A 24,787-nucleotide genomic window follows, 5' to 3' on the forward strand; every position below is an offset into this window, starting at 1 on the left:
TGCGGCAAGACGACCAACCTGGAGTACATCTACGAGAAGGTGTCGCCCAACACCCGCGGCAAGCTCATCTCGCTGGCCACGGAGACGGAGCGCACCCTCTTCTTCGACTTCCTGCCGGTGGACCTGGGCTCCATCCGCGGCTTCAAGACGCGCTTCCACCTGTACACGGTGCCGGGGCAGGTGTACTACAACGCCTCGCGCAAGCTGATCCTGAAGGGCGTGGACGGGGTGGTGTTCGTGGCCGACAGCCAGGTGGAGCGGCTGGACGCGAACATCGAGTCGATGCACAACCTGTACGACAACCTGACCGAGTACGGGCTGGACCTGCGCGAGATCCCCTTCGTGATCCAGTACAACAAGCGCGACCTGCCCAACATCTCCTCTCTCGAGGAGCTGCAGCAGCAGCTGAACCCCACCAACGTGCCCACGTACGAGGCGGTGGGTGTGCGCGGGATCGGGGTGTTCGACACGCTGAAGGCGGTCAGCAAGCTGGTCATCAAGTCCCTCAGCTGACGGGCCCCGCATGCGCGGCATCAACCTCCCCAACCTGATCACCATCAGCCGGATCGGGCTCGCGCTGGTGGTGCCGCCGCTGCTCTTCCACCCCACGTTCGCGGCGCGCCTGGCGGCATTCATCGTCTTCTTGGTCGCCGCGGTCACGGACCTGTGGGACGGCTACCTGGCCCGGTCGCAGAACCTGATCACCGACCTGGGCAAGCTGCTCGACCCCATCGCCGACAAGCTGCTGCTGGTGACCACCTTCGTGCCGCTGTACGTGCTGTCGCACGGCGCCGAGCCGCAGACGCCCTTCCCGTGGCCCGGCGAGCCCGGCCACGGCGGGCTGCCCTGGGACGGCGGCCGCTTCCCGCTCTGGATCGTGGTGATCATCTTCGGGCGCGAGCTGTTCATCACCCTCTTCCGCGGCTATGCGGCCAAGCGGGGGGTCGTGCTCGCCGCGGGGCAGTCCGGGAAGTACAAGGCGGTGTGCCAGAACGTCTTCATCGGCGCCGCGATCCTGTGGTACGCGCTGCACTCGCGCGCCTTCGAGCAGGGTTGGGGCGGGCAGGTGTGGATGGGGTGGCGGTACTTCCACTTCGGCTTCACCGTGGTCGTCCTCTCCGTCGCGGTGGTGCTCACCGTGTACTCCATGGTCGTCTACCTCCGCGAGTACCGGACGCTGAACCTCGGCCGCTCCGGCGCGCGCTGACCAACCGCCGGGAGCCGCAGATGAACGAAGCGCCGGGACCCGCCGCCGAGGTGAGGACCGGCGCTTTCGCCGTCTCCGGCGGCCTGCGCCTCCACTGGCAGGCGTGGGATGCGGATGCGCCGCGGGCCGTCCTCCTCGTCTCCCACGGCCTGGGCGAGCACGGTGGACGCTACGCCCCTCTCGCGCTCGGCCTCGCCCGGCAGGGCATCTCCACCTACGCGGTCGACCACCGCGGCCACGGCCTGTCCGAAGGCCGCCAGGCGCACGTCCGCCGCTTCTCGGACTTCACGGACGACTTCGAGGCCTTCCGTCTCGCCGTCCAGCCCGAGCTTCCGTCCGGCGTGCCCGTCTTCCTCCTCGGCCACTCGCTCGGCGGGCTGATCGCGCTGCGGTATCTCCAGACGCACACGGACACGCCGTTGCGGGGCGCCGTCCTCTCGTCCCCCGCGCTGGCGCTGCACAACGCGGTGCCGTGGTGGAAGAAGGCCGGCGCGCCGCTGCTGAACGTGGTGGCCCCCGCGCTCAAGCTGCACAACGAGATCGACCCGTCGGTCCTGTCGCACGACGCGGAGTACGTGGCGTCGTACCGGCGCGACCCGCTGGTGCACTCGTGGATCACGCCGCGGCTCTACGCCGAGATCAACCGGGCGATGGCGCTCGCGCTCGCGGAGGGCGGCGCACTTCGGCTCCCGCTTCTCTTCGTGATTCCCGGAGCGGACCCGGTCGTGCGCCCCGCCGTCACCGGCGCCTTCGCGCGCGGGCTGGACGGCGACGTGACGGTGGAGGTCTTCCCGGAGATGTACCACGAGGCGTTCAACGAGGTAGGCGGGGAGCGCGTCATGGCGGACGTGGCGGCGTGGATCCTTGCGCGCGCCGGCTGAATCGCTGCCATTCTGGCCGCTTCGGGTGGCACCTGCCTTGCTAATCCGCCGCGCGGCGCGTACGCTCCGGCGAGCGCGGAAAGACCAACGAAACGGCTCGCCCCGCCCCGTGGCGCGGGCGCCTGAATCCTTTGCAAGAGACGGACGGAAGATGAGCGAGCACCGCAAGGGCAAGCACGAGGACCACGAGGCCGGCGCGCAGTCCGGCGCGAACGGACAGACCACGGCCGACGGGCAGGCGAACGGCCAGGCCGGCGCGGACGGACAGGCGTCTGCCGACGCGCAGCAGCCGGCGGCCGAGACGCAGTCCGCCGCGGGGCCGCAGGACGAGCTGGGCGCCATGCGCGACCGGCACCTGCGCCTGGCGGCGGAGTTCGACAACTACCGCAAGCGCGTGGAGCGCGAGCGCGGCGAGAGCTGGGTGCGCGCGCAGGCGCAGCTCGCCGAGAAGCTGCTGGAGCCGCTGGACGACCTGCAGCGCATCGCCGACTTCGACCCGGCGACCACGTCGGCCACCGCGCTGCACGAGGGGGCGGAGATGGTGGAGAAGAAGTTCCTGCGGGCGCTGGAAGCCGCGGGGCTGGAGCCGATCGACGCGGCGGGCAAGCCGTTCGACCCGACCGTGCACGAGGCCATCACCACGGGTCCCACGAGCGTACGCGAAGAGGACGACACGGTGGGCGACGTGTTCCAGAAGGGCTACCGCTTCAAGGGCGTGCTGCTGCGCCCCGCGCGCGTGCGCGTGCGCAAGCACGAGGGCTGACGGCGCAGCGCAGCGCACGGACCGCGAAGCACCTCCACCAGCCCTGAAGGCACATGGCCAACCAGACCAAAGACTTCTACCGCATCCTCGGTGTGGCCGAGAGCGCCACGGCCGACGAGATCAAGAAGTCGTACCGCAAGCTCGCCAAGCAGTACCATCCGGACGCGCACCCCAACGACAACGCCGCGGCCGAGAAGTTCAAGGAGATCTCCGAGGCGTACTCCATCCTCTCCGACGACACCAAGCGCAAGCAGTACGACCAGATGCGCAAGTACGGCGGGCTGACGGGGATGGGCGGCTTCGGCGGGCGGGCGCCCGGCGCGGGCGGACCGCAGGCCGGAGGCGCACCGGGCGGCTTCTCGTTCGACGACCTGGAGGTGGGCGGGCTCGGCGACATCTTCGGCTCGCTCTTCGACTTCGGCGGCAGGCGGGGGCGCCGCTCGGGCCCGCAGCGCGGCGAGAACATCGAGAGCACCGTGGAGGTCCCGTTCGCCACGGCGGTGCGCGGCGGCCGGGTGACGGTGAACGTGACCGTCACCGAGCCGTGCCCCACCTGCGGCGGCAGCGGCGCCAAGCCCGGGACGCAGGTCATCACGTGCCCGGAGTGCAAGGGCTCGGGCCAGATCGCGTTCGGTCAGGGCGGGTTCGCGGTCAAGCGCCCGTGCCCCAACTGCATGGGCAAGGGCAAGGTGGCCCCGGACCCGTGCGCCACCTGCAATGGCCAGGGCCAGGTGCGCCGCCAGCGCCCCGTGCAGGTGAACATCCCCGCCGGCGTGGACAACGGCTCCACCATCCGCCTGAGCGGCCAGGGCGAGCCGGGCGAGGGCGGCGCGCCCCCCGGCGACCTGCTGCTCACCATCCGCGTTGCGCCGGACCGCTTCTTCTCGCGCGACGGGCTGGACATCAACGCCACCGTGCCCATCAACATCGCCCAGGCGGTGCTGGGGTCGAAGATGAGCGTGCGCACCGTGGAGGGGAAGAAGGTGGTGCTCAAGATCCCGCCGGGGACGCAGCCGGGCACGCGCTTCCGCATCCCCGGCCAGGGCGTGGAGAAGGGCGGCCGCCGCGGCGACCAGTACGTGCGCGTGCAGGTCACCATCCCCGAGAAGCTGGACGAGAACCAGCGGGCGCTCTTCGAGCAGCTCGCCGAAGCCGCCGACCTGAAGCACTGAGCCCGGCGGGCGACCGCCGGCACCGGGAGACGAGATGAGCCGCACCTTCACCGACGAGAACCTGCTCACCTGGGAAGCCTTCGCGTCCGCCGGCGACTTCGGCCTGGCCACGCACCCCAAGGTGGTCTTCAACTGCCTCTCCGACCCGCTGGTGCACCCGCGCTTCGTGGTGCGCCGCGGCAACGAGGCCGATGCCGAGGGCGACGTTCACCAGATGTCCGACGACCAGCTCCGCGCCCTCCTCCGCGAGTCGCGCGACCTGGACGAGCGCCCGACGCTGGAGAAGCACGCGGACCAGTGACCGCGCAGGAACGACGAAGGGCCGCGGAACTCTCCGCGGCCCTTCTTCGTTTCTAACCTCATGTAGGGGTGCGATTTATCGCATCCGCCGCATCCGCACGCCCATACGTCCAGGCATCGGGCCGATCCGCATCCACCGAATCCGCCGACCGTCGATCCCCACGGCGAGGTGATCCGTCTACTCCTCCGCGAACTCCGCCTCCAGCCCCAGCTTCTCCGCCGTCTCCTCGACCGCATCCTGCAAGCCTTTCGGCACCTCGTCGCCCACGTTGTCGAGGTACGCTTCCATGAACCGCCGCTCGTCGCGCAGGAACGCGTAGTCGCTCGGGACCATGTGGCGGATGGCGAGCAGCGGCACGGGACTGCGCAGAGGGCGAAAGTCCGGGTTCCACAGCCCAGCCTTCTCCGGCGGCAGGGGATGGAACTCGCCCACCATCAGCCCGCGCTCCACGAACTCCGGCTTGAGCGCCGCCTGCGTTCCGTCGGTCATTTCGCGGATCTCGTCCGGCGTGGCGAGATCGGGCACGAGGACGAGGATGACGTTGTGCGTGGCCTCGCGCTCGTCGTTCGCATCGAACGTGGCGAACCAGTCGCGGTAGGCGAGGACGGTCTCCCGCATCACCTCCGCACCCGGACGGCCGTGGACGACGGTCATCAGGAAGCGGTTCTCGTCCAGCGACCGCCGCACGAACGGGCACACCGGCCCGTCGCGGCCGAGGTCGGGATGCGGCTCCGTGAGATAGCCCTCCGCCCACGTCACCACCGCGTGCAGCGTCTCCAGGTTCTCGCGCGCCACCTCCGGCACGCTCCCGGCTTGGAGGTCCGAAAGCTCGATCAGGTACAGCGCCGGATTCGTGGGATGCGTGCGCATGGACGACGAGACGGGGGGTGACGACGCGTCAACATCCGCCGCCTCGGGCAACTCCCGCGCCGGAAGCCCACTTCGATATGGTGGGATGATGCGGGTGGATGCGCAAAAGGCAGAGGCCTCGTCCGCGTTCGACGAGGCCTCTGCCGATCAGATGCTGTTCCGAGCGCTTACGCGGCGATGCGCCCGCCGCCGAGCACCACGTCTCCGCTGAAGATGACCGCGGACTGACCCGGCGTAACCGCGCGCTGCGCCTGCTCCAGCCCCAGCGAGACGATCCCGCCGTCCACCGACGCGACCGTAGCGGGCACGGCCTTCGCGCGGTGGCGGATCTGCACGTGCACGGCGTCGCCCGCGCGGGGCGCGTCCGCCAGCCAGTTCATCTCCCCGATGCGCACGTCGCGGCGGTTCAGCTCGTCGAGCGTGCCGACCACCACCTCGCGCGTCTCCGGCCGCGTCCCGATCACGAAGAGGGGCAGGCTGCGCCCGCCACCCAGGCCCTTCCGCTGGCCCACGGTGAAGCGCGCGTACCCGTCGTGCTCGCCGATCTCCGTGCCGTCCGCCATGACGAGCTTGCCGGCGGAGAGGGCAGGGTGGTCTGCGCTCAAGCGCTGCTCCAGTACGTCCACGTAGTTGCCGGTCGGCACGAAGCAGATCTCCATGCTCTCCGGCTTCTCCGCCGTGGCCAGGCCGAGCTGCCGGGCGCGCTCGCGCACCTCCGGCTTGGTCAGCTCGCCCACGGGGAAGAGGAGCTGCGGCAGCATCTCCGGCGGCAGCGCCCACAGGAAGTACGACTGGTCCTTGTTCGCGTCCAGCCCGCGCCGCAGCACCGCGCGCCCGCGCTCGTCCATGCCCATACGCGCGTAGTGGCCGGTGGCGATGGCGTCGCAGCCCAGCATGGCGCCGCGCTTCAGCAGGTCGCGGAACTTGGTGTTGCCGTTGCAGCGCACGCACGGGTTGGGCGTGCGGCCGGCGGCGTACTCGCTCACGAAGTCGTCGATCACGTCGCGCGTGAACTCGCGCTCCACGTCGAAAACGTAGTGGGGGATGCCCAGCGTGTCGGCCACGCGCCGCGCGTCCATGATGCCGTCCAGCCCGCAGCACGTCTTGCCCGCCGATTCCGTCTCGGAGTAGCAGAACGTCTTCATGGTCACGCCGATCACGCGGTGGCCCTGCTCCACGAGCAGCGCCGCCGCCACCGACGAGTCCACGCCGCCCGACATCGCCACCAGCACCGTCCGCCTCTGCTGCATCAGCTTCCCCGCTCAAGGCCAGAATTCACGCCACGCCTACCCGCACCCGCATCACCACATCCGGAAACACCTCCAACGCCCGGTCGATCTCCTCCGCCGTCGTCGTGCGGCCGAGGGAGAAGCGAACCGCCGGGCCGCTGTCCTCCCGCAGCCCCATCGCCGTCAGCACGTGCGAGCGGCCCAACGCGCCGCTGGAGCAGGCCGAGCCCGCGGACACGCCGATGCCTTCCAGATCCAGCGCCGCCAGCAGCAGCTCGCCATCCGCGCCGGGCACGGAGACGCTGAGCAGCGTCGGCAGCCGATCCGCGCCCGCGGCGTTCACCACCAGTCCGGAGATGCGCTCGCACAGGCCCGCCTGGAGACGGTCGCGGAGCCCGCGGAGGCGCGCCATCTCCCGCTCGCGCTCCGCCTCCGCAAGCTCCGCCGCGACCGCGAGCCCCATCGCGGATGCGACGTCCTCGGTCCCCGCGCGAAGGCCGCGCTCGTGGCCGCCGCCGTGGACCAGCGGCGCAAGCTCCGTCCCGCGGCGCACGTACAGCGCACCCGCGCCGCGCGGGCCGCCCAGCTTGTGCGCGGTGAACGAGAGCAGGTCCGCCGGCACCTCGTCCACCCGCACGCGCAGCTTGCCCAGCGCCTGCACCGCGTCGGAGTGAAAGACGACACCCGCGGCCCGGCAGCGCGCGGCGATCTCCGCCACCGGCTGCACCGCGCCGACCTCGTTGTTCGCCCACATCACGGAGACGATCGCGGGCCGCGCCGCCAGCGCCTCGTCCAGCGCGTTGAGGCACACGGTCGCGTTCGCATCCACCGGAACGACGTGCAGCGCGTGGCCTTCCGCCTCCGCCGCGTGCGCGGTCGCGAGCACCGCCTTGTGCTCCACGGCGGAGCAGGCCACGGGCGCGCCCGGCGTCGCCTTCGCGCGACCGAGGACGGCGAGGTTGTCCGCCTCCGTCCCGCCGCGCGTGAACACGATCTCAGCCGGCGCTGCGCCGATCACCGCGGCGAACCTCGCCCGCGCCTCGTCGAGCGCCGCGCGGCTCGCGCGCCCCCACGCGTGCGCGCTCGACGGGTTGCCGAAGCGCTCCACCAGCAGCGGCAGCATGGCGTCGCGCACCTCGGGTCGCAGCGGCGTGGAGGCCGCGTGGTCCAGGTAGATGGCGTGAGGATGCAAGCGCGCGGCGCTCCAAGGTTGGGGGCGGGGATTACTAAACCCCAGGTGGCGCGGTGTTCGCGGTGTCGTGCAGCGTCGGTTGTAGAGCCGGCGAGCCGCGCTTACATTCGGCGCAGAGGCACGATCCCCCGCAAAACCGCCCGCGCATGCGCCCCACGCTCCCCGAAGGACAGCCGCCCGTCTTCCGCACGCCGGTGCACGGCACGGTCTTCGGCGACCGCCCCGCGCGCCTGGCGGAGGTCGCGCTGGGCGATCCGCTGATCCTCATCCCCGATCCACCCATGGAGGACGAGCCGGCCGTGTGGGTGCACCTGTCCGGCGGTGACATCGTGGGCCACGTGCCGCCCGAGGTGAGCACCTGGCTCTCCACGTGGCTCTACCTCCGGGGCCGCGCCTCCGCCACCGCCGTCGAGGTGGGCGGCGCGGACGTCCCCAGCTGGAAGCGCCTGGTGATCGAGATCACGTGCACCGAGCCCGCGGGCGAGTAGCGGCTGATAATCGACGCTGAAGCGGATGCTCCGCCGCGTTGCGCACCAGGATCCACGAGAACCCCGTCCGCATCGTTCGCAGACGGGGTTCGCATTGAAACTCGATGATACCGGGATGAACCCCGGCGGCAGTGATCACGGCGGGTTCACTGGCAGACGTCCCCGCCCGCGAGGACGTTGCGCGCTCGTCAGATGCTCCGCACCGTCAGCGTCACCACGTCGTCCACCTCCAGCGTCTCGGCGACGTAGAAGGGCTCGCCGTACTCGCGGCGGATGAGGGAGCCGTAGCGGGCGGCGTGCATCCGCACCTGGTCGTACAGCGGGCGGTCGCCGCCGGGGAAGACCTCGCCGCCCCACGTCTTGCCGTCGAACTGCGAGGCGTAGCAGCGGATCGCCTCCATCTTCGTCTCGATCTGGCCGGTGATGTCCACCACGAAGCTGGGCTTCACCGGGTCTTCGCGGTACGCCATCGTGTACAGCAGTTTCTCCGGCCGGTGAGGCTCGCCGGGCGCGTCGTAGCGCTTGAGGCCCGCCAGGAAGCATGCGTCGTACGCCAGCTGCGAGGCGATGCGGTGGTCCGGGTGGCGCCCGTTCTGGAAGGGCAGGATGACCACCCGCGGCCGGAACGCGCGGATGAACGAGATCACCCGCCGCCGCGTGTCCGTCGAGTTCTCCAGCCCTGCATCGGGCAGCCCCGCATTCCGCCGCGCCGTCGCGCCCAGCACCTTCGCCGCCGCGTCCGCCTCGTGGCCGCGAAGATCCGCGCTGCCATCCGTGCCCGTCTCTCCCGCCGTGAGGTCCAGGATGCCCACGCGGTGCCCGGCCGCGGCCATCCGCGCGATGGTGCCGCCGCACGTGAGCTCCACGTCGTCGCGGTGCGCGGCGATGGCGAGCAGGTCCACGGGAGGAGCGAGCGTATCAGCGGCCACGAATGGATCTGGTGTGAGATGTTGGATGGGATGCGGGCGATTCGTTTGATCGCGTCCGTAAAACCAGTTCCGAAGCGATCCAGCCCGTCGGAACCAGCGCTCGAACACGGCCTTGGTGCCATTGAAGCCCGGTATCTTCGAGCATCGACAGCATCGACAGCATCGACAGCATCGACAGCATCGGAACGCGAGCCGCTTCGGCCCACATGGCCGACCGCGGGCGCAAATGCTAAGCCCCCGGCCCCCCGCACGCAACACGCGGGGAGCCGGGGGCTCGTCGTCGTCCGCAGACGCCGTTCTACTCGTACCGGAGCGCGTCCACCGGGTCCAGCCGCGCCGCCTTGTTCGCCGGGTACATCCCGAACAGGATCCCGCAGGCCGCCGAGACGCCGATGGCGATCACCGCCCAGAAGAGCGGCACGTGCGCGGGGATGGGCGTGAGCGTCTTGAGCAGCAGCGCTCCGCCGCCGCCCAACGCCAGGCCGATCACCCCGCCGATCACCGTGACCGTCATCGCCTCCACCAGGAACTGCCAGAGGATCTCGCGGCGCGTGGCGCCCAGCGCCTTGCGCACCCCGATCTCGCGGGTGCGCTCGGTCACCGAGATCATCATGATCCCCACCACGCCCACGCCGCCCACCATCAGGCCGATGGACGCGAGCACCAGCATCACCGTCTCCACCACGCCGGTGAACGACGCCACCTGCTTGACCAGCGCCTCCTGCTTGACCAGCGCGAAGTTGCTCTCCTCGGCCGGCCGCTGCATGCGCGCCGTGCGCAGCGCCATCGTCACGTCGTCGATCGCCTGGTCCTGCGTGAAGCCGGGCGCCGGAACGATCAGCATCTGCATCCAGTCGTCGCGCACCTTCAGGTACTTGATGGCCGTGCTGGTGGGCACCACCACCACGAGTTGCGACCCGCCGGCGAAGAGGTTGGGCTTGGGCTTGTAGACGCCCACGATGGTGAGCGGCACGCCGTTCACCCGCACCACCCTGCCCACGGGGTCGCGGCCGGCGAAGAGCTGCTTGGCCACGTCGTCGAAGATGACCGCCACGCCGCCCGCACGGTTGTAGTCCGCCGGCAGGAAGTTACGCCCGCCCGCGAAGTCGCCCAGCGTGTACGTGGGCCACTCCACCCCGTTGCCGGAGATCTGGACGCCGCTCACCTCGTGGCTGCCGTACTTGACCTCGCCGCTCGCGGCGATGCTGGGCGTCACCGAGCCCACCGACGGCAGCTCCGAGAGCATCGCGCCCTCGGCCAGCGTCACCTTGGGCTTGCCCTCCCACGGCGGACGGCCGGGGCCGGACATGCGCACCGTGGTCTGGTCGAAGCGCATGAGGATGAAGGTCTTCGCCCCCACCGCCTCCAGGTCGGCCGAGATCGTCTCCTGCATGCCGGTGATGATGGCGGCCATGGCCGACACCGTCGCCACGCCGATCACCACCCCCAGGATGGTGAGGAAGGCGCGCACCTTGTTGGACCGCAGGGCCTCCAGTGCGATCAGGATCCCCTCGCGCGTGGACGTGAAGTTCATCGAGCCCTTCTCATTCCGCCCTCAGGGCGACGATGGGGTCCAGCCGCGAGGCGCGGTAGGCGGGGTACACGCCGGCCAGCAGGCCCACGCCCACCGCCAGCAGGATCGCCAGGCCGATGGACGGCCACGACACCTCCGCGGGGATGGGGCTGATCTTGGCGATCAGCTTCGCCAGCGCCAGCCCCAGGCCGATGCCGATCAGCCCGCCGGCCCCGGAGAGCGTGCCCGCCTCCACCAGGAACTGGGTGAGGATGTCGCGGCGGCGCGCGCCCAGCGACTTGCGCAGCCCGATCTCGCGGGTGCGGGCGCTGACCGAGACCAGCATGATGTTCATGATCACCACCGCGCCCACCACCAGCGAGATGGACACCAGCCCGGGCAGGGCGATGAGCATGATCGTCTTGATCTTGTTCCAGAACGACAGCGACTGCTCCGCCGTCTCCAGCTCGAAGTCGTTGGGCTGGCCCGGCCGCAGGTGGTGGCGGATGCGCATCCAGCTCTCCAGCTCCTCCTGCGCGGGCGCCATCAGGTTGTCCACCGGCACCTTGAACGTCAGCTCGTCCACCTTGTTCGGCACGTTGTTGACGAAGCCGTTCAGGTTCGACTTGATGGGCGCGATGGCCTGGTTGTCGAGCGACGTGCCGAACAGGCTCCCCTGCTTCTCCAGCACCCCGATGACGGTGTACGGGAAGCCGCGGATGCGCACCACCTGCCCGATGGGGTTGCGCCCCTCGAACAGGTTCGACGCCACGTCCTTGCCGATCACCACCACGGGCACGCCGCGCTCCCCCTCGTTCTCGGTGAAGGCGCGGCCCCGCTCCAGCTTCATGTCTCGGATCTGGAAGTAGCTGGCCGAGGCGCCCGTCACGAAGACGTTCTCGACCTCCTTGTTCCCCGACCCCTTCACCTTCCCTACGTTGGACGCGCTCAGCGCCAGCACCCCCGGCGTTTCCATGCGCGTCTTCAGCCACGCCGCGTCGTCGAAGCTGATGCGCGGGCGGCGCTGCCACTCGCGCCGCAGCGCCGGCGACGGCTCCTCGGTGATGATGGAGGGACGCCGGCGCAGGGTCACGCTGTTGACCCCGAAGATGGTGCCGGCGAAGTCCTTCTCCATGTAGGTGTTCATGCCCTCGATCATGGTGATGACCGCGATCAGGAAGGTCACGCCCACGACCGTGCCCAGCACGGTGAAGAAGCCGCGCAGCTTGTTCGTGCGGATCATCCCCAGCGCCATCTTCAGCGCCTCGCCGAGTCCCATCTCAGGCCTCCGCGAGCGCCGGCTCGCCGCGGCCCGCGAAGGCCGCCGTGGGCACCTGCCGCCGGTCGCTCTCGATCACGCCGTCCTTGAGCGTCACCACGCGCTCGGCGTGCGCGGCGATGTCGGGCTCGTGCGTCACCATGATGATCGTCTGCCCCTCGGAGTGCAGCCGCGCGAAGAGGGCCATGATCTCCTCCGACGTGCGCGAGTCCAGGTTGCCCGTGGGCTCGTCGGCCAGGATGATGGAGGGCCGCGTCACCAGCGCGCGGGCGATGGCCACGCGCTGCCGCTGGCCGCCCGAGAGCTCGTTGGGCCGGTGGTCCATGCGGTCGCCCAGCTCCACCGAGCGCAGCGCCTCCACGGCGCGGTCGCGCCGCTCCTGCTTGCCGATGCCGGCGTAGACCAGCGGCAGCTCCACGTTCTCCAGCGCCGTGGAGCGGGGCAGCAGGTTGAACGTCTGGAATACGAACCCGATCTCCCGGTTCCGCACGCGGGCGAGCGCGTCGTCGTCCATCCCCGCCACCCGCTGCGAGTTGAGGATGTACTCGCCGCCCGTAGGGCTGTCGAGGCAGCCGATCAGGTTCATGAACGTCGACTTGCCCGAGCCCGACGGCCCCATGATCGCCACGTACTCGTTGCGGCGGATCTCCAGGTTCACCCCGCGCAGGGCGCGCACCGTCTCGGCGCCCAGCACGTAGTGCTTCTGGAGGTCGCGCGCCTCGATGATGGGTGAGCCGTCGCTCATCTCTTCTCCTTGGGGGCCGCCGCCGGCGTCCCGGGCTTCGCGGCCGGGGCGGGCGGGTTGCTCACCTTCACGGGGTTGCCGCTCTCCAGGTCGCGGATGGCCTGGTAGCTGCCCGACACCACCGTCTCGCCGCCGCGCAGGCCGCCGCGGATCTCGAAGTAGTTGGCGCCGGTGATGCCCACCTGCACGGGGACGAAGCGCGCCTTGCCGTTCTCCACCACGAACACGCCCTCCACCTCGTCGCGCTTCTCGCCCGCCTTCTCCTCCTTGGGCGCCGACGGGTCCTGCGGCTTGCTGGGGTCGTCCTCGGTCGTGGCGCGGAACTTCTTGCCGTTGTGGTCGCGCACCGTGAGGGCGATGATGGGTACCGACAGCGCGTTGCTCTTGGCCGCGGTCACGATGTCGGCCGTGGCCGACAGGTCGGGGCGCAGGTCCGCGGGCGGGTGGTCGAGCGTGATCACCACCTCGAAGTCCACCGCCTGCTGGTCGCTGCCCGCCGCGGTGACGCCGGTCTGGAGCGAGCTGTTGGCGATGCGGGTCACCTTGCCCGAGAACGTCTGGTTCGGGAAGGCGTCGATGCGCACCACGGCGCTGTCGCCGTACTGGATGTTGGGCACGTCGGTCTCGTCCACCTTCACGGTGGCCTCCATCACCGACAGGTCGGCCACGGTGAGGAGCACGGTGCCGGGGTTGTTCATCGTCCCCACGATCGCCGTCTCGCCCTCTTCGATGTTCTTGCGCGTCACCCGGCCGCTCATGGGTGCCACGATGGTCGTCTTGCGCAGCGCCTCCTGCGACTCGCTGACCCCCGCCTGCGCCTGGTTGATGGCGTACTGCGCCGCCTGCAGCTGCGCCTCGGCCACCGACTGCTGCGTGCGCGCCTGCTCCAGGTCGGCCGGCGAGATCAGGTCGCGGCCCGCCGCCAGCTGCTCCGAGCGGCGGCGGTCGCTCTGCGCCTTGAGCAGGTTGGCCCGTGCCTGGGCGGCCTGCGCCTGCGCCTGCGCCACCGAAGCCTGCGCGCGCCGCAGCGCCGCCTCGTAGGCCGTGGGGTCGATGCGGACCAGCACCTGGCCCTTGTTGACCCACTGGCCTTCCTCAACGGCCACCTGCACCACGCGGCCCGAGATGTCGGCCGAGATGTCCACCTTGCGCTTCGGCTCGATCTTGCCGCTGGCGGTCACGATGGAGACCAGATTGCGGCGCGACGCGAGCTCGGTGCGCACCGCGGTGCCCTTGGCGCTCTTGTTCTTCACCGCGGCGGCGCCCAGCCCCACGAACGCGACCACCAGCAGGCCGCCCAGGGCGGCCTTTCTTCCATTGGACATGACGGGGTCTCCGGTTGGTTGCCGAGCCCTCTCCCTAGCGGAGGGGCTGGCCGATCAGCGCCTCGAGGGCCGCGAGCGACTTGTGGAAGATGTAGACGGCGTCGATCTGGGCCTGCTCGGCCTGCGCCAGGCTGGTCTGCGCGTCGGTGACGTCGATGGAGTTGGCGGCGCCGTAGCGGAAGCGCTCCTGCGCCAGCCGCAGCTCCTCGGCGGCCTTCTGCTTCACCTGCTCCTGGAGCTGCGCCGTCTCGAACGCCGTGCGCAGGTCCAGCGTGGCCACGCCGATGTCGGCGGTCAGCTTCTGCTCCTGGCTGCGCACCCGGTACTGCGCGTCCTCGGCGGCCACGCGGGCCTGCTCCACGCGCTGCTCGCGCTGGAGGCCGTTGAAGATGGGCAGCGAGAACTGGAGCGACGCGCCGAAGGGCTGGCGGGTGTAGCCGAACGGGAAGCTCGGGTTCTGGTCGTTCAGCGCGCCGCGCAGGCGCGAGATCACGGCCGGGTTGCTCACGTCGAAGATCGAGCAGTCCGACAGGGGCTCGTTGATGAGCGCCGCCAGGCGGTTGCCCGTGTTGCAGCTCTGGAAGGTGCTCGCCGTGCGCTCCTTCTCCACCGCGAGCAGCGGCCCGATGTTGGAGGCGCTGTACACGCTGCCGCGGAAGCCGGCCGTCATCCCTACCGAGGGCAGGTACGCCGAGCGGGCAGACCGCACCTGCACGCGGGCGGCCTCCACGTCGGCCCGGTACGAGACCACGGTGGGGTTGCGGCGCACGGCCAGCGCCACCAGCGAGTCCGGGCTCCACTTCGGCTCGAAGAGCTGGAAGGTGGAGACCAGCTTGGTGTCGGCGGTCATCGGCACGCCCATTACCTGCGCCAGGCGCATGCGCTGGCCGCTCAGGTTGGCGCGCTGCTGGAGCAGCTTCACGTCGGCCTGGCCCTTCGCGACCTCGGCCTGCCGCAGGTCCAGCGCGGTGCCGGCGCCCACGTCCAGGCGGGCCTGGGCCAGGCGCTGGTGCTCGGCGGTGCGGCCCACCTCGCGCTCCGCCTGCGACACCTGCTCCTGCGCCTGGAGGACCGAGAGGTACTGCTGCACCACCTGGCCCACCAGCGACGCGTCGGCGCCGGCGATGCGCTGCACCGTGGCGTGCTGCTGCGCCCGCGCCACCGCCGGCTGGAGCAGCTTGGAGCCGCTCATCTCGTAGTTGAGCCCGAGCTGGTAGTCGGAGCTGAGGTACGCCGGCCCCTGGCCGAACGACTGCGCCCCGATGCGCTGCTGGCCCGCCGCCGTGTAGCCGAACGACGTGCTGGCGCTGGCGCCGGGGATGAAGTCGGCGCGTGCCGCCCTCACCGCGTAGCGCGCGGTGCGCAGGTCGTTGGCGGTCGAGAGCAGGTCCGGGTTGTTCTCGCGGGCGATGGCGACCGCCTGCTCGACGGTGAGCGACGGCGGCGCGGCCGCAGGCGCCGACTGCGCGGCAGCGGCGCAGGGCGCGAGCGCCGCGAGGGAGAGTGCGAAGGCGCCGGCGCGCCGGAGTGAAGCGGTCATGGCTCTGTTCACGGAGGGAGTTCTACAGGTACCAACGAGAGCGGGTGCGAGCGCGGAACGAAACCGCACTACGCACCCGCCCCGCGGAAGTTTCAGGCGCCGGCGGGATGCGGCATCACGGCGTGGAGCAGCAGGGCGCCGCCCACCTTGAGCACCAGGAAGAGCACGATCACGATGGCCGCCGACGAGTACCACGAGCGCTTGCGGTTGATCGCCGCCACCCCGATGCCGATCACCACGAGCGTCCACACGGTGAACAGGTCCAGGTTGGTGAGGATCTGGTACAGCACGCCCTTGTGGTCCAGGCTCGGGGCCAGCAGGTGCAGGCCGGGCGAGAGCGCCAGGTCGCCGCTCTGGATCTGGAGCGGGATGATGGCGATGAGGCCCAGCAGGAAGATGAACATCGCGTGCGTGACCACGGCCATGTACTGGCGGAACTTCGCCACGCCGCCCATGGCCATCGAGAAGACCAGCGTGAGGATGCCGGCCGACAGGAAGGTCACGATCATCTGCGAGATGGGCCCGATCACCACGCCCAGCACCTGGTTGGTCTTCGCCGCCTGCGCCAGCATCTCGTCGGGCGGAGCCTGGCCGCCGGCCTCCACGATCTGGCTGCGGATGAAGTCGATCCACATCTGCTGCGGGATGATGAACATCTGCGCCACGACGCAGATGGCGATCAGGGCCATGAGCAGCAGCAGGGTGCCGCCCCACGGCGAGTCCTCTTCGGTGAACGTCGAGAAGAGCTTGCCCGGCGACACGAACGTCTGGCCGATGCGGCTGAGCAGCGGCGGCGGCGCCTCGTCGGTGGCCGGCTGGTCGATCGGCGCGGAAGTGGAGATGTTCGACATGGGTCGGTTGCCTAGAAGGGAGCGTGGAGGTGGGAGATGCTCTCCCGGGGGGGAATGCCGGAATATAACTCTTGGCGGGAAACGTGTAAACAGGTCCGCTTGCCAGAGTTGAGGGCTCCCGGCCCGCCTTCCCGCGCGTCCTGTCCAGCCGGCCGGACGAGCCCTCCGCCACATCCTACACCGTCGCGTAGCGTCGGGATCGAGCGGCTTCTGCAGCGACGCTGCCGGACGCTGTGCGCCGGAAGCGCCGCGGAGTCCCGCCCGCATGCGGCGGGGGGACGAAGGGCACGGCTGCGGCTGCTTCTGCGGAACGGGTGCTCGGGAAGTCCGAGCGGGCGGTCTTCTCGGGTGAAGCATGAATATAAACGATTCCGGAGCCGCGGGGCAGTCTCTTGGACGACTGTGCACCGGGCGTCATCTCCCGTCCGCGGACGTGGTCCGGACGCAGCGCCGTGCATCTACCGTGCAGGTCTGTTCGCGCAGTTCGGCGGCGGGAGGGTCTCGGAAAGGGATCGGCGGAGGCGGGCTGGACTGCCGGGGATCGGGCGCGCGTGGTCATCGGCGGGGAACCTCTCTCCGGAAGCCGCGAAACTCGCCTCGGGCTCGGACAGACGCGGCTTCCTCCGAGAGATCCCCCACCTCCTCCCGACGAGCATTCGTGCTGCCGTCGGACGGGGTGCGGCGATGGATGATGCGCTCCGAGCTGCGGCCGCATCGGCAGCTACGCATCTCCGTAGACGCGTTCGGAGATGCGCATCTGGATACGAAACGGGCCGGACATCGGTGGATGCCCGGCCCGCTCGCCTCGTTCACATCTGCCGCAACTTCGTCTACAACGCGATCTCGCGGCCTTCCTCGCCGGACTGGTAGATCGCGGCGACGAGCTTCATGAGCGCGGCGTGCTCGGCGGGGGCGGCGGCGGTGCGGATGCCGCGGATGACCTCCACGAAATGCTGCAGCTCGTTGCGGTAAGAGGCGGTGAACAGGTTCTCGCGCCCCGGCGGGACCTGCGGCGTGACGTTGAGCAGCCCGGCGTCGCTGTCCTTGAACACCGCCAGCGGGTCCAGCGAGCCAGACCCGGCGGAGCCCAGCAGGTGCAGGAACTGGCGGTCGCGCTCGGCCCGCAGGTTCCAGGTGACCTCCAGGTTGATCAGCCGGTCGCCCTCCAGCCGCAGCATCAGCGCGGCGGAGTCTTCCACCTCGCTGCCGCGATCGCGGTGCATGTGCGCGGCCACCCGCTCGGGCCGGGGATAGCCCATGAGCCAGAGCGCCAGGTCCAGCATCTGCACGCCCAGGTCCATGAAGGCGCCGCCGCCCGCGCCCTTGCGCTCGCGCCACGAGCGGCCCCGCGCGCGGCCCTCGCGGCGCTTGAGCCAGCCGGCCTTGAGGTAGTACACGTCGCCCAGCTCACCGCTGCCCACGAACGACTTGAGCGACGCCGCGTCGGGCCGGAAGCGCTGGTTCATGGCCACGAGCAGGCGGCCGGACGCGCCCTCCTCGGCCAGGATGCGCTCCACGCCTTCGGGAGTGAGCGCGAGCGGCTTCTCGCAGAGCACGTGCTTGCCGGCGCGGAGGGCGGCGCGGACGTGCTCCTCGTGCGCGTCGCTGGGGGTGCAGACCACCACGCCGCGGACGGTCTCGTCGTCCCACACCTCGTCGAGCGTGCGGGCGACGCCCTCCACGCCGAAGCGGCCGGCGATGGTGCGGGCGCGCACCGCGTCGGTGTCGAAGACGGAGGCGAGCTGCACGCCGCGCATGCGCGACAGGATGGGCAGGTGCACCACCTGCGCGATGGCGCCTGCGCCCAGCACGGCGATGCGCACGGGCGAGCGGGCGGGGCTCACTGCGGCTCTCCGCGCGAGGGGGTGGTGCGCGCCCCGGGCGACGTGGGCGAGAAGTTGATGCTGCCGCCCACGGTGATGCTGGCGTAGCGCGTGTTGCTGGTCAGCACCGCGCGTCCCTCGGTGAAGACGCGCAGCCCGGAGAAGAGCGGAAGCTCGAGCCCCGCGTTCAGGTCGGCGCCGGGGCTGATGGCGTCGAGGATCTGCTCCACGAAGGTGCCCTCGATCGCGTTGCCCTGGCCGTTGATGAGGTGCAGGGCGCCGCCCGCGCCCAGGAAGAAGACGAGCGGCGTGCGAGTGTGGTAGGTGCCTTGAGCATCCAGCCCCAGCGCCAGGTCGCTGAGCCGCACGGTGCCCAGGTCCAGCAGCGGGCAGTTCGTGCTCTGCTGCATGCACAGCTCCTGGATCTCCTTCGCGAAGCGCTCCACTTCCGCCTTGCGGTAGCGGGAAGACCAGTAGGTGAGCGAGGGCACGATGCGCACGTTGGGCGCCAGGCGGCCCAGGTCGGCGCGGCCGGTGTAGACGGTGGCCGGCTCCAGCCGCGACGGCCAGATGCGGCCCACGTCCACGCCCAGGCCCCGGAAGGCGAGGGTCTGGAAGCCGTAGCCGGTGTCGCGGCGCTGGGCGGCCGCGGGCGCGGCGGCCAGCGCGAGCAGGAGCGGCAGCCAGGCCAGCGGTCGGCGCATCGCGTTCTCCCGGCGGGGTGTGGTGTGCGTCAGGTGAGGAACGCTCCGGTTCAGTAGAGGCGCGTGATCTGCGCGCCGCGGTAGTAAGCGGCGAGGATGGTGCGGTAGTCCTGCCCGGCGCGGGCGCGGCCCATCGCCCCCACCTGGCACATGCCGATGCCGTGGCCCCACCCGCCGCCGTCCGCCACGACTTCCGAGACGGCGCCCGTTGCGTCGCGGCTCACGGATACGTCGAACTTGGCGCTGTTGAGCACGGCGCCGCCGGGGGTGAGCAGGATCCAGCGCACGCGGTCCTTGCCCACGGTGAAGCTGCCCGCGTCGGTGGAGATGACCATGCGGGCCACGCGGCCGGACTGCGTGCGCTGCGTCACGCGCACGTCGCGGATCTGGTTGATGCGGGTTCCGCGAGGCATCGAGTCCGCGAGCGTGCGGTTCAGGATGTCGGTCAGCTGCTGCGCCGTCCACCGCTCCGTCCAGTGGAAGCGCGACGAGAACGAGTCGTACGCCTGGCCGGTGGCGGGGTCCACGTCCACCACGCTGCGCAGGTACGGCAGCGCCGGCTCGTTCCACACCTCGTCGATGGCGGCGGTGCGGCCGGCGCAGGTGGAGTGGTAGTAGGCCAGGATCGGCTGGCCGGCGTAGGCCAGGATCTCGCCGCGGGTGGCGCGGACGGCCTCGTTCACGGCGGGCACCTCCACCGCCACGCCGCCGTAGACCTGGTCGGCCACCGTGGGCAGCACGTCGAAGCCCTGCGCGGCGCGGCGGCCCAGGTAGCGCACGGCGTACGTGCGCGCCGCCACCGCTTGCGCCTTGGCCGCTTCCGGGATCTGCGAGCCGGTCGTCCCCAGCTCGCTCGGGACCACGCCCTGGAGGTAGCTCTCCATGTCCAGCCGGTTCACCGCCGTGAGCCCGCGCGTGCGGCCGGGCTGGACGACGAGCTGCCCGCGGTACTGCGTGTTGCCGAGCGAGAGGAGGCCGTCCGTTCCGTTGGGCGAGACGGTGAGCGGGAGCGCGAACGTCCCGGCCCGCGCGCCATCCAACGTGAGCGATGCCGAGCCGCCGGAGAGCGCGAAGATAGCGCGGCTGCCCGCGTTCGCGCTGGCGACCTGGCGGCCGGAGTTGTCGCGGACGACCATACCCGCCGTGGAGCCGATCGTCACCGCGTCCGTGTCCACCGCGAGGCCCACGCGGAGGCTGGTCGCGCCCGCGGCCGACGGGTTCTCCACCGCGACCTCGGCCGAGTCGGCCGGGGGCTCGACGACGGCGCCGGTGCTGTCCGCCGGCTGCTGCGTGCGGGGGCGGGGGATGGGGTGCGGGCCCGGAGGAAACCTCTCGTGCACCGTGGTGGACGACGCGCAGGCGGCGGTGAGCGCCAGCGCGGCGGCCGCGGCGGCGCTACGCCAGCGCGGAGCGGAGCGCGTCACGGGCGCGGGAGAGGGTTTCCTCGACATCGGCATCGGTGTGGGCGGTGGACAGGAAGCCGGCCTCGAAGGCCGACGGCGCGAAGAAGACGCCGCGGTCCAGCGCCGCATGGAAGAAGCGCCGGAAGAGCGCCACGTCGGCGCGCTTGGCGTCGTCGAAGCTCCGCACCGGGCCTTCAGCAAAGAACACGCCCCACATCGACCCGAAGCTGCCCCCGGTGGCCGGGACGCCCGCCTCGGCCGCGTTGGCGAGGAGGCCTTCGACGAGCCGCCGCGTGCGCATCTCGAGCGCAGGGTACGGGTCCTCGTCGCGCAGGATGCGCAGCTGCGCGAGGCCGGCCGCCATCGCCAGCGGGTTGCCGCTCAGCGTGCCAGCCTGGTAGACGGGGCCCACCGGCGCCACCCAGTCCATCACGTCGCGCCGGCCGCCGTACGCGCCCACGGGCAGCCCGCCGCCGATCACCTTGCCCAGCGTGGTCAGGTCCGGCCGGATGCCCCACCGCTCCTGCGCGCCGCCGGGTGCCACGCGGAAGCCCGTCATCACCTCGTCGAACACCAGCAGCGCGCCGTCCGCCTCCGTGATGCGGCGGAGCTCGGCCAGGAAGCCGTCGTCCGGGGCGATGAAGCCGGCGTTGCCGACGACGGGCTCCAGGATCACCGCGGCGACGCGGCCCGCGTGAATGCGGAAGATCTCCTCCACCGCGGCCAGGTCGTTGAACGGCGCGGTGAGCGTGAGCTTCGACAGCTCCTCCGGCACACCAGGGGAGTTGGGGAGGCCCAGCGTGGCGACGCCGGAGCCGGCTTTCACCAGGAAGGAGTCGCCGTGCCCGTGGTAGCAGCCGTCGAACTTGAGGATCAGCTCGCGGCCCGTGAAGCCGCGCGCCAGCCGGATCGCGCTCATCGTCGCCTCGGTGCCGCTGTTCACGAAGCGCACGCGCTCCATGGACGGGACGAACCGCCGGACCTCCTCCGCGAGCACCACCTCCGCCTCGGTCGGCGCGCCGTACGAGGTGCCGCGGGTGGCGGCGTCGCGGACGGCCTCGACCACGGCGGGGTGCGCGTGGCCCAGGATCAGCGGGCCCCACGACAGCACGTAGTCCAGGTACTCGTTGCCGTCCACGTCCCACAGCCGCGCCCCGGCGGCGCGCGCCACGAAGAACGGGTCGCCGCCCACCGAGCGGAACGCGCGCACGGGCGAGTTCACCCCGCCCGGCGTCACCTCGCTCGCGCGGCGGAACAGCTCCGCCGACCTGCCGGTCTCCCTCATCTCGATCCCGCTCCCTCCGATGGCGGATGCGTCTCCCATCCGACGCGATGCTTCGCTTCCGGCGCATCTCCCTTCACCGGCTACGTCCAGTCTTGCTGCCCCAAACCGTCCTCACGCGGAGACGCGGAGATCGCGGAGAACAGCTCGCTTCTCCGGTAGTTCTCCGCGTCCTCCGCGGCTCCGCGTGAGCCACGCCGTTCCCCGGCCACCGCTTACGAGCGGAAGTTGCCGAAGTTGAGCTCCAGGCCGAAATCCTCCTTCTTGAGCATGGCGATCACCGCCTGCAGCTCGTCGATGGAGGGCGAGGTCACACGCACCTGCTCGTCCTGGATCTGCGCGTTCACCTTCTTGAACCCCGCGGCCTTGATCGCTTTCACGATCTCCTTGCCCTTCTCCACCGAGATGCCCTGCGTGAGCGTGATCGTCTGCCGCACGGTGCCCAGCGACGCCGAGTCGACCTCGCCGAAGTCCAGGTTGCGGATGGAGACGCCGCGCTTGATCAGCTTGCTCTCCAGGATGTCGACCAGCGCCTTCAGCTTGTACTCGTCGTCGGCGTGCAGCTTGAGCGTGCCGTCCTTCTTGCTCAGCTCGATCTCGGCCGTGGCGCCCTTGAAGTCGAAGCGCTGCGCCACTTCCTTCACGACCTGGTTGACTGCGTTGTCGACTTCCTGGAGGTCCACTTCCGAGGTGATGTCGAACGTAGAGGATTTGGCCATGGCTATCCGTGGGAAGAGTTTCGGGTTGCGCGCACGAATCTAGGCCGGGCCGCGCGGGCGATGCAAGCCGCCACAACGAGAAGCGGGCAGACCGCATCGGGTCCGCCCGCATTTCGTTCATCTATCGTCAGACCGCTTCACGTCTCGGGAGATGCACGGCTGGCGACGTTCTTCCCGTCCCCGTCGCATCTCCGCCGATGCGATGCTTGCCGCGCATCAGCCGGGATTCCGATCATTGCGCATCTTCCAACGATGCTTCGCGCCCAGGATCAGCCGGTACGCGCGCATCTACAGAACACCCGGCGTGATGCGCATCTCCCGAATGTGCAGGGAGATGCGCATCTTCCGAAGCCGCTACTGGTCGAAGACCTGGGTACCGGCGGGCGGCGTGAAGGCGAAGACCGACTCGGCGATGGGAGCGTTGATGCGCACGTTGCGCAGCTCCACGCGGCGGACGGACTCGTTCTCCTCGGTCATCTCGAAGCGGCGCACCATGTAGTCCGCCTTGTCCACCCAGATTCGCAGCACCTTGTACTGGGAGGCGCGCTTCGGCACCAGCGTGAGCGCCCACACGGCCCGGCCGCCCACCACGTCCGACCCGTTGAGCGTGGCGACGTAGCGCGAGTTCGGGTTGGACAGGAACTGCTGCTGGAAGTCGGCCTGACCCGCGCTCCCTGCCGAGGCGCGGATCACCTGGTGGCGGTCGGTGCTGGGCGTGTAGATCCAGAAGTGGCGCCCGTCGGCCACCATCAGGTCGCCGGCTGGGTTGGTGAAACGCATGGCGAAGCGGTCCGGGCGGCGCTGGTACAGCTTGCCCGTGCTGCGCTGCGTCTGGTTGATGAGCGGCACCGTGAGCGTCTGCGTGAAGTCCGCCTCCATGCTGCGGATGCCGGCCGCGACCTGCGCCACGCGGTTCAGGATGCGCGACGCCTCGCCGGGGGCCGCCTCGCCGCTGCGGACCGCGTCGCCCGTGGGGCTGACCGGGGCCTCGGCGGCGGCGCGGGCGCGGGTATCCGCTTCGGCCGCGGCGGCGGGGTCGTTCACACGTAGCTTGGGAATGTCCGCGGCCGCCATCCCGCCGATGTCGGTGGCGTGCAGGCTGTCGGGGTTGATGGGCATGCGCCGCCCGTTCATCAGTGTGACCGAGTCGGCGCGCGGGGCGGACTGGGCTTGGCGCTGCGGCGACGGCGTCTCGGGGCGGCTGCACGCCGCCAGAGCGAGGGCCAGCACGGCGTGCATCATCATGGAAGAGTTTCGGTTCATCGGTAGACGGATTCCGGGCCGGTTCGGTAGTCGCCGCGCATCTGCCGAGGCGATGCGGACGGCTGGAAGCACGAACCCTCCGGCGCGTGCTCCGGAGGGTCGTACCCACCGCGCAATGCGGCGTTCCTGCGCCACATGCGAGATCCGGGCCTGTCAGCACGCGAAATCCACATCGTCCGAACGGTTCTCGTGGAGGCGAGCGATGCGTGTCCGCAGGCAGACGTCGCGTGCGCGCGCGGTGGCCGGCGCGATGAATCGCAGCCCCTACAAGGCGAGAGATCGTAATGGGTGGGGAACGTCGGGGGGGCCGCGACTGTGGATTCGTCGCGGCCCCTCTCCGTTCTCGGTCGACGCGGTCTACTCGCCGCCGCAGATGTGGTCGAGGGTGCCGAAGTCGACCAGGACGTCGCGGGGCTTGGAGCCGTCCGGCGGGCCGAGCACGCCGGCCATGTGGAGCTGGTCGATGATGCGTGCCGCGCGGCCGTAGCCGATGCGCAGGCGTCGCTGGAGCAGCGACGTGGAGCCGCCCTGATGCTGGATGCACAGCTCGGCGGCGTCGCGGAACAGCTTGTCTCGGTCGCCCGCGGCATCGTCCGCATCCCCTTGGTCGCTGCCGCTGTCCTCCTTCGAGCGGACCTCGTCCAGGATGTCGCCCTCGCGGTCGGCGTCGGGGTCGAAGCCCTCGGCCAGCGCCTGCTCGCGACGAAGCGCCTTCTGCTGGCGGTACCAGTCCATCAGCCGCTCGGTCTCTTCGGTCGAGAGGTAGGCGCCCTGGACGCGCACCGGCTCGCTGCTGGCGGGCGGCAGGAGCAGCATGTCGCCGTTGCCCAGAAGGTTGTCGGCGCCGTTCTGGTCCAGGATGGTCCGCGAGTCCACCTTGGACGAGACACGGAAGGCGATGCGGCTGGGGAAGTTGGCCTTGATGAGGCCGGTGATGACGTTCACCGACGGCCGCTGCGTGGCCAGGATCAGGTGGATGCCGATGGCGCGCGCCTTCTGCGCGAGCAGCGCCAGCGGCTTCTCGACATCGCCCTGCACGGTCATCATCAGGTCCGCCAGCTCGTCGATGATGATGACGATGAACGGCAGCTCGCCGCCCTTGTACAGCCAGCGGTCGGGATCACCCTCCTCGCCCGTCGCCTCCGGGGAGCGGAGGATGCTGCCCGTCTCGACCTTCTTGTTGAAGTCGCCCAGGTTGCGCACGCCGTTCACCGACAGCAGCTCGTACCGGCGCTCCATCTCCAGCACGGCCCACTTGAGCACGGTCGCGGCGTCGTTGTTGTCCGTGACCACCGGGTGGCGCAGGTG

Annotated in this window: 24 protein-coding genes; 7 read left to right on the forward strand and 17 right to left on the reverse strand. The window is 70.6% G+C overall.

The annotated features are described in order from the left end of the window. The 6 genes from VFE05_17595 to VFE05_17620 all read left to right on the forward strand — a co-directional run. A partial coding sequence (locus tag VFE05_17595; GenBank protein HET6231893.1) for an ADP-ribosylation factor-like protein occupies positions 1-513 on the forward strand: 513 nt, incomplete at its 5' end. A 10-nt stretch (positions 514-523) separates the two neighbouring features. Next, the gene (locus VFE05_17600; protein ID HET6231894.1) at positions 524-1,207 is read left to right on the forward strand and encodes a CDP-alcohol phosphatidyltransferase family protein; all 684 of its coding nucleotides are present in this window, start codon (positions 524-526) and stop codon (positions 1,205-1,207) included. 20 nt (positions 1,208-1,227) lie between these two features. After that, positions 1,228-2,088, forward strand: coding sequence for an alpha/beta hydrolase (locus tag VFE05_17605; protein HET6231895.1), 861 nt, complete (start codon positions 1,228-1,230; stop codon positions 2,086-2,088). 151 nt (positions 2,089-2,239) lie between these two features. Further along, entirely contained in the window at positions 2,240-2,851 is a 612-nt protein-coding gene (locus tag VFE05_17610) for a nucleotide exchange factor GrpE (GenBank protein ID HET6231896.1), read from the forward strand. Between the two features lie 53 nt (positions 2,852-2,904). Then, positions 2,905-4,023 carry a molecular chaperone DnaJ gene (gene dnaJ / locus VFE05_17615; protein HET6231897.1) on the forward strand — a complete coding sequence of 373 codons (1,119 nt, stop codon included), beginning with the start codon at positions 2,905-2,907 and terminating at the stop codon, positions 4,021-4,023. Positions 4,024-4,057: 34 nt separating this feature from the next. Beyond that, positions 4,058-4,324 (forward strand): hypothetical protein, encoded by a 267-nt coding sequence (locus VFE05_17620; GenBank protein ID HET6231898.1) that lies wholly within the window; start codon positions 4,058-4,060, stop codon positions 4,322-4,324. 177 nt (positions 4,325-4,501) lie between these two features. On the opposite strand, the gene VFE05_17625 is transcribed toward VFE05_17620, so the two are convergent. The 3 genes from VFE05_17625 to VFE05_17635 all read right to left on the reverse strand — a co-directional run bounded on the left by VFE05_17625 (position 4,502) and on the right by VFE05_17635 (position 7,615). Next, complete coding sequence (locus VFE05_17625) at positions 4,502-5,245, reverse strand: hypothetical protein (GenBank protein HET6231899.1); 744 nt, start codon at positions 5,243-5,245, stop codon at positions 4,502-4,504. A 116-nt stretch (positions 5,246-5,361) separates the two neighbouring features. Continuing rightward, positions 5,362-6,444: a tRNA 2-thiouridine(34) synthase MnmA gene (gene mnmA, locus VFE05_17630; protein HET6231900.1), complete on the reverse strand. Its 1,083-nt coding sequence runs from the start codon at positions 6,442-6,444 to the stop codon at positions 5,362-5,364. Positions 6,445-6,469: 25 nt separating this feature from the next. Next, positions 6,470-7,615 carry a cysteine desulfurase family protein gene (locus VFE05_17635; protein ID HET6231901.1) on the reverse strand — a complete coding sequence of 382 codons (1,146 nt, stop codon included), beginning with the start codon at positions 7,613-7,615 and terminating at the stop codon, positions 6,470-6,472. A 146-nt stretch (positions 7,616-7,761) separates the two neighbouring features. On the opposite strand from VFE05_17635, the gene VFE05_17640 reads away from it, so the two are divergent. Beyond that, positions 7,762-8,103 carry a hypothetical protein gene (locus tag VFE05_17640; GenBank protein HET6231902.1) on the forward strand — a complete coding sequence of 114 codons (342 nt, stop codon included), beginning with the start codon at positions 7,762-7,764 and terminating at the stop codon, positions 8,101-8,103. 188 nt (positions 8,104-8,291) lie between these two features. Here VFE05_17640 and bshB1 read toward each other — a convergent pair whose 3' ends face one another. The 14 genes from bshB1 to VFE05_17710 form a co-directional block, all read right to left on the reverse strand. Beyond that, a complete protein-coding gene (gene bshB1, locus VFE05_17645; GenBank protein HET6231903.1) occupies positions 8,292-9,032 on the reverse strand; it encodes a bacillithiol biosynthesis deacetylase BshB1 in 741 nt (246 codons plus the stop codon). 298 nt (positions 9,033-9,330) lie between these two features. After that, positions 9,331-10,566: an ABC transporter permease gene (locus VFE05_17650; GenBank protein HET6231904.1), complete on the reverse strand. Its 1,236-nt coding sequence runs from the start codon at positions 10,564-10,566 to the stop codon at positions 9,331-9,333. A 10-nt stretch (positions 10,567-10,576) separates the two neighbouring features. Continuing rightward, positions 10,577-11,824: an ABC transporter permease gene (locus tag VFE05_17655; GenBank protein HET6231905.1), complete on the reverse strand. Its 1,248-nt coding sequence runs from the start codon at positions 11,822-11,824 to the stop codon at positions 10,577-10,579. A gap of 1 nt (position 11,825) precedes the next feature. After that, on the reverse strand, positions 11,826-12,569 hold the full coding sequence (locus VFE05_17660) for an ABC transporter ATP-binding protein (protein HET6231906.1): 744 nt from the start codon (positions 12,567-12,569) through the stop codon (positions 11,826-11,828). Then, on the reverse strand, positions 12,566-13,894 hold the full coding sequence (locus VFE05_17665) for an efflux RND transporter periplasmic adaptor subunit (GenBank protein HET6231907.1): 1,329 nt from the start codon (positions 13,892-13,894) through the stop codon (positions 12,566-12,568). Before VFE05_17665 ends, VFE05_17660 begins: the two co-directional genes overlap by 4 nt. Positions 13,895-13,928: 34 nt before the next feature. Then, positions 13,929-15,434 carry a TolC family protein gene (locus VFE05_17670; GenBank protein HET6231908.1) on the reverse strand — a complete coding sequence of 502 codons (1,506 nt, stop codon included), beginning with the start codon at positions 15,432-15,434 and terminating at the stop codon, positions 13,929-13,931. 92 nt (positions 15,435-15,526) lie between these two features. After that, the gene (locus VFE05_17675; protein HET6231909.1) at positions 15,527-16,285 is read right to left on the reverse strand and encodes a YIP1 family protein; all 759 of its coding nucleotides are present in this window, start codon (positions 16,283-16,285) and stop codon (positions 15,527-15,529) included. A gap of 830 nt (positions 16,286-17,115) precedes the next feature. Further along, positions 17,116-18,129, reverse strand: coding sequence for a Gfo/Idh/MocA family oxidoreductase (locus tag VFE05_17680; protein HET6231910.1), 1,014 nt, complete (start codon positions 18,127-18,129; stop codon positions 17,116-17,118). Beyond that, complete coding sequence (locus VFE05_17685; GenBank protein HET6231911.1) at positions 18,126-18,812, reverse strand: hypothetical protein; 687 nt, start codon at positions 18,810-18,812, stop codon at positions 18,126-18,128. The genes VFE05_17680 and VFE05_17685 overlap by 4 nt, the downstream gene beginning before the upstream one ends. Positions 18,813-18,862: 50 nt before the next feature. Beyond that, complete coding sequence (locus VFE05_17690) at positions 18,863-20,236, reverse strand: SpoIID/LytB domain-containing protein (protein ID HET6231912.1); 1,374 nt, start codon at positions 20,234-20,236, stop codon at positions 18,863-18,865. Next, positions 20,208-21,500 carry a glutamate-1-semialdehyde 2,1-aminomutase gene (hemL, locus tag VFE05_17695; protein HET6231913.1) on the reverse strand — a complete coding sequence of 431 codons (1,293 nt, stop codon included), beginning with the start codon at positions 21,498-21,500 and terminating at the stop codon, positions 20,208-20,210. The genes VFE05_17690 and hemL overlap by 29 nt, the downstream gene beginning before the upstream one ends. A 212-nt stretch (positions 21,501-21,712) precedes the next feature. Further along, complete coding sequence (locus tag VFE05_17700) at positions 21,713-22,216, reverse strand: YajQ family cyclic di-GMP-binding protein (GenBank protein HET6231914.1); 504 nt, start codon at positions 22,214-22,216, stop codon at positions 21,713-21,715. Positions 22,217-22,570: 354 nt separating this feature from the next. Then, the gene (gene lolA, locus VFE05_17705; GenBank protein HET6231915.1) at positions 22,571-23,461 is read right to left on the reverse strand and encodes an outer membrane lipoprotein chaperone LolA; all 891 of its coding nucleotides are present in this window, start codon (positions 23,459-23,461) and stop codon (positions 22,571-22,573) included. A gap of 375 nt (positions 23,462-23,836) precedes the next feature. After that, on the reverse strand, positions 23,837-24,787 hold a 951-nt coding region (locus VFE05_17710; protein ID HET6231916.1), incomplete at its 5' end, for a DNA translocase FtsK.

It is taken from the genome of Longimicrobiaceae bacterium, assembly GCA_035696245.1.
Taxonomy (GTDB): Bacteria; Gemmatimonadota; Gemmatimonadetes; order Longimicrobiales; family Longimicrobiaceae; genus DASRQW01.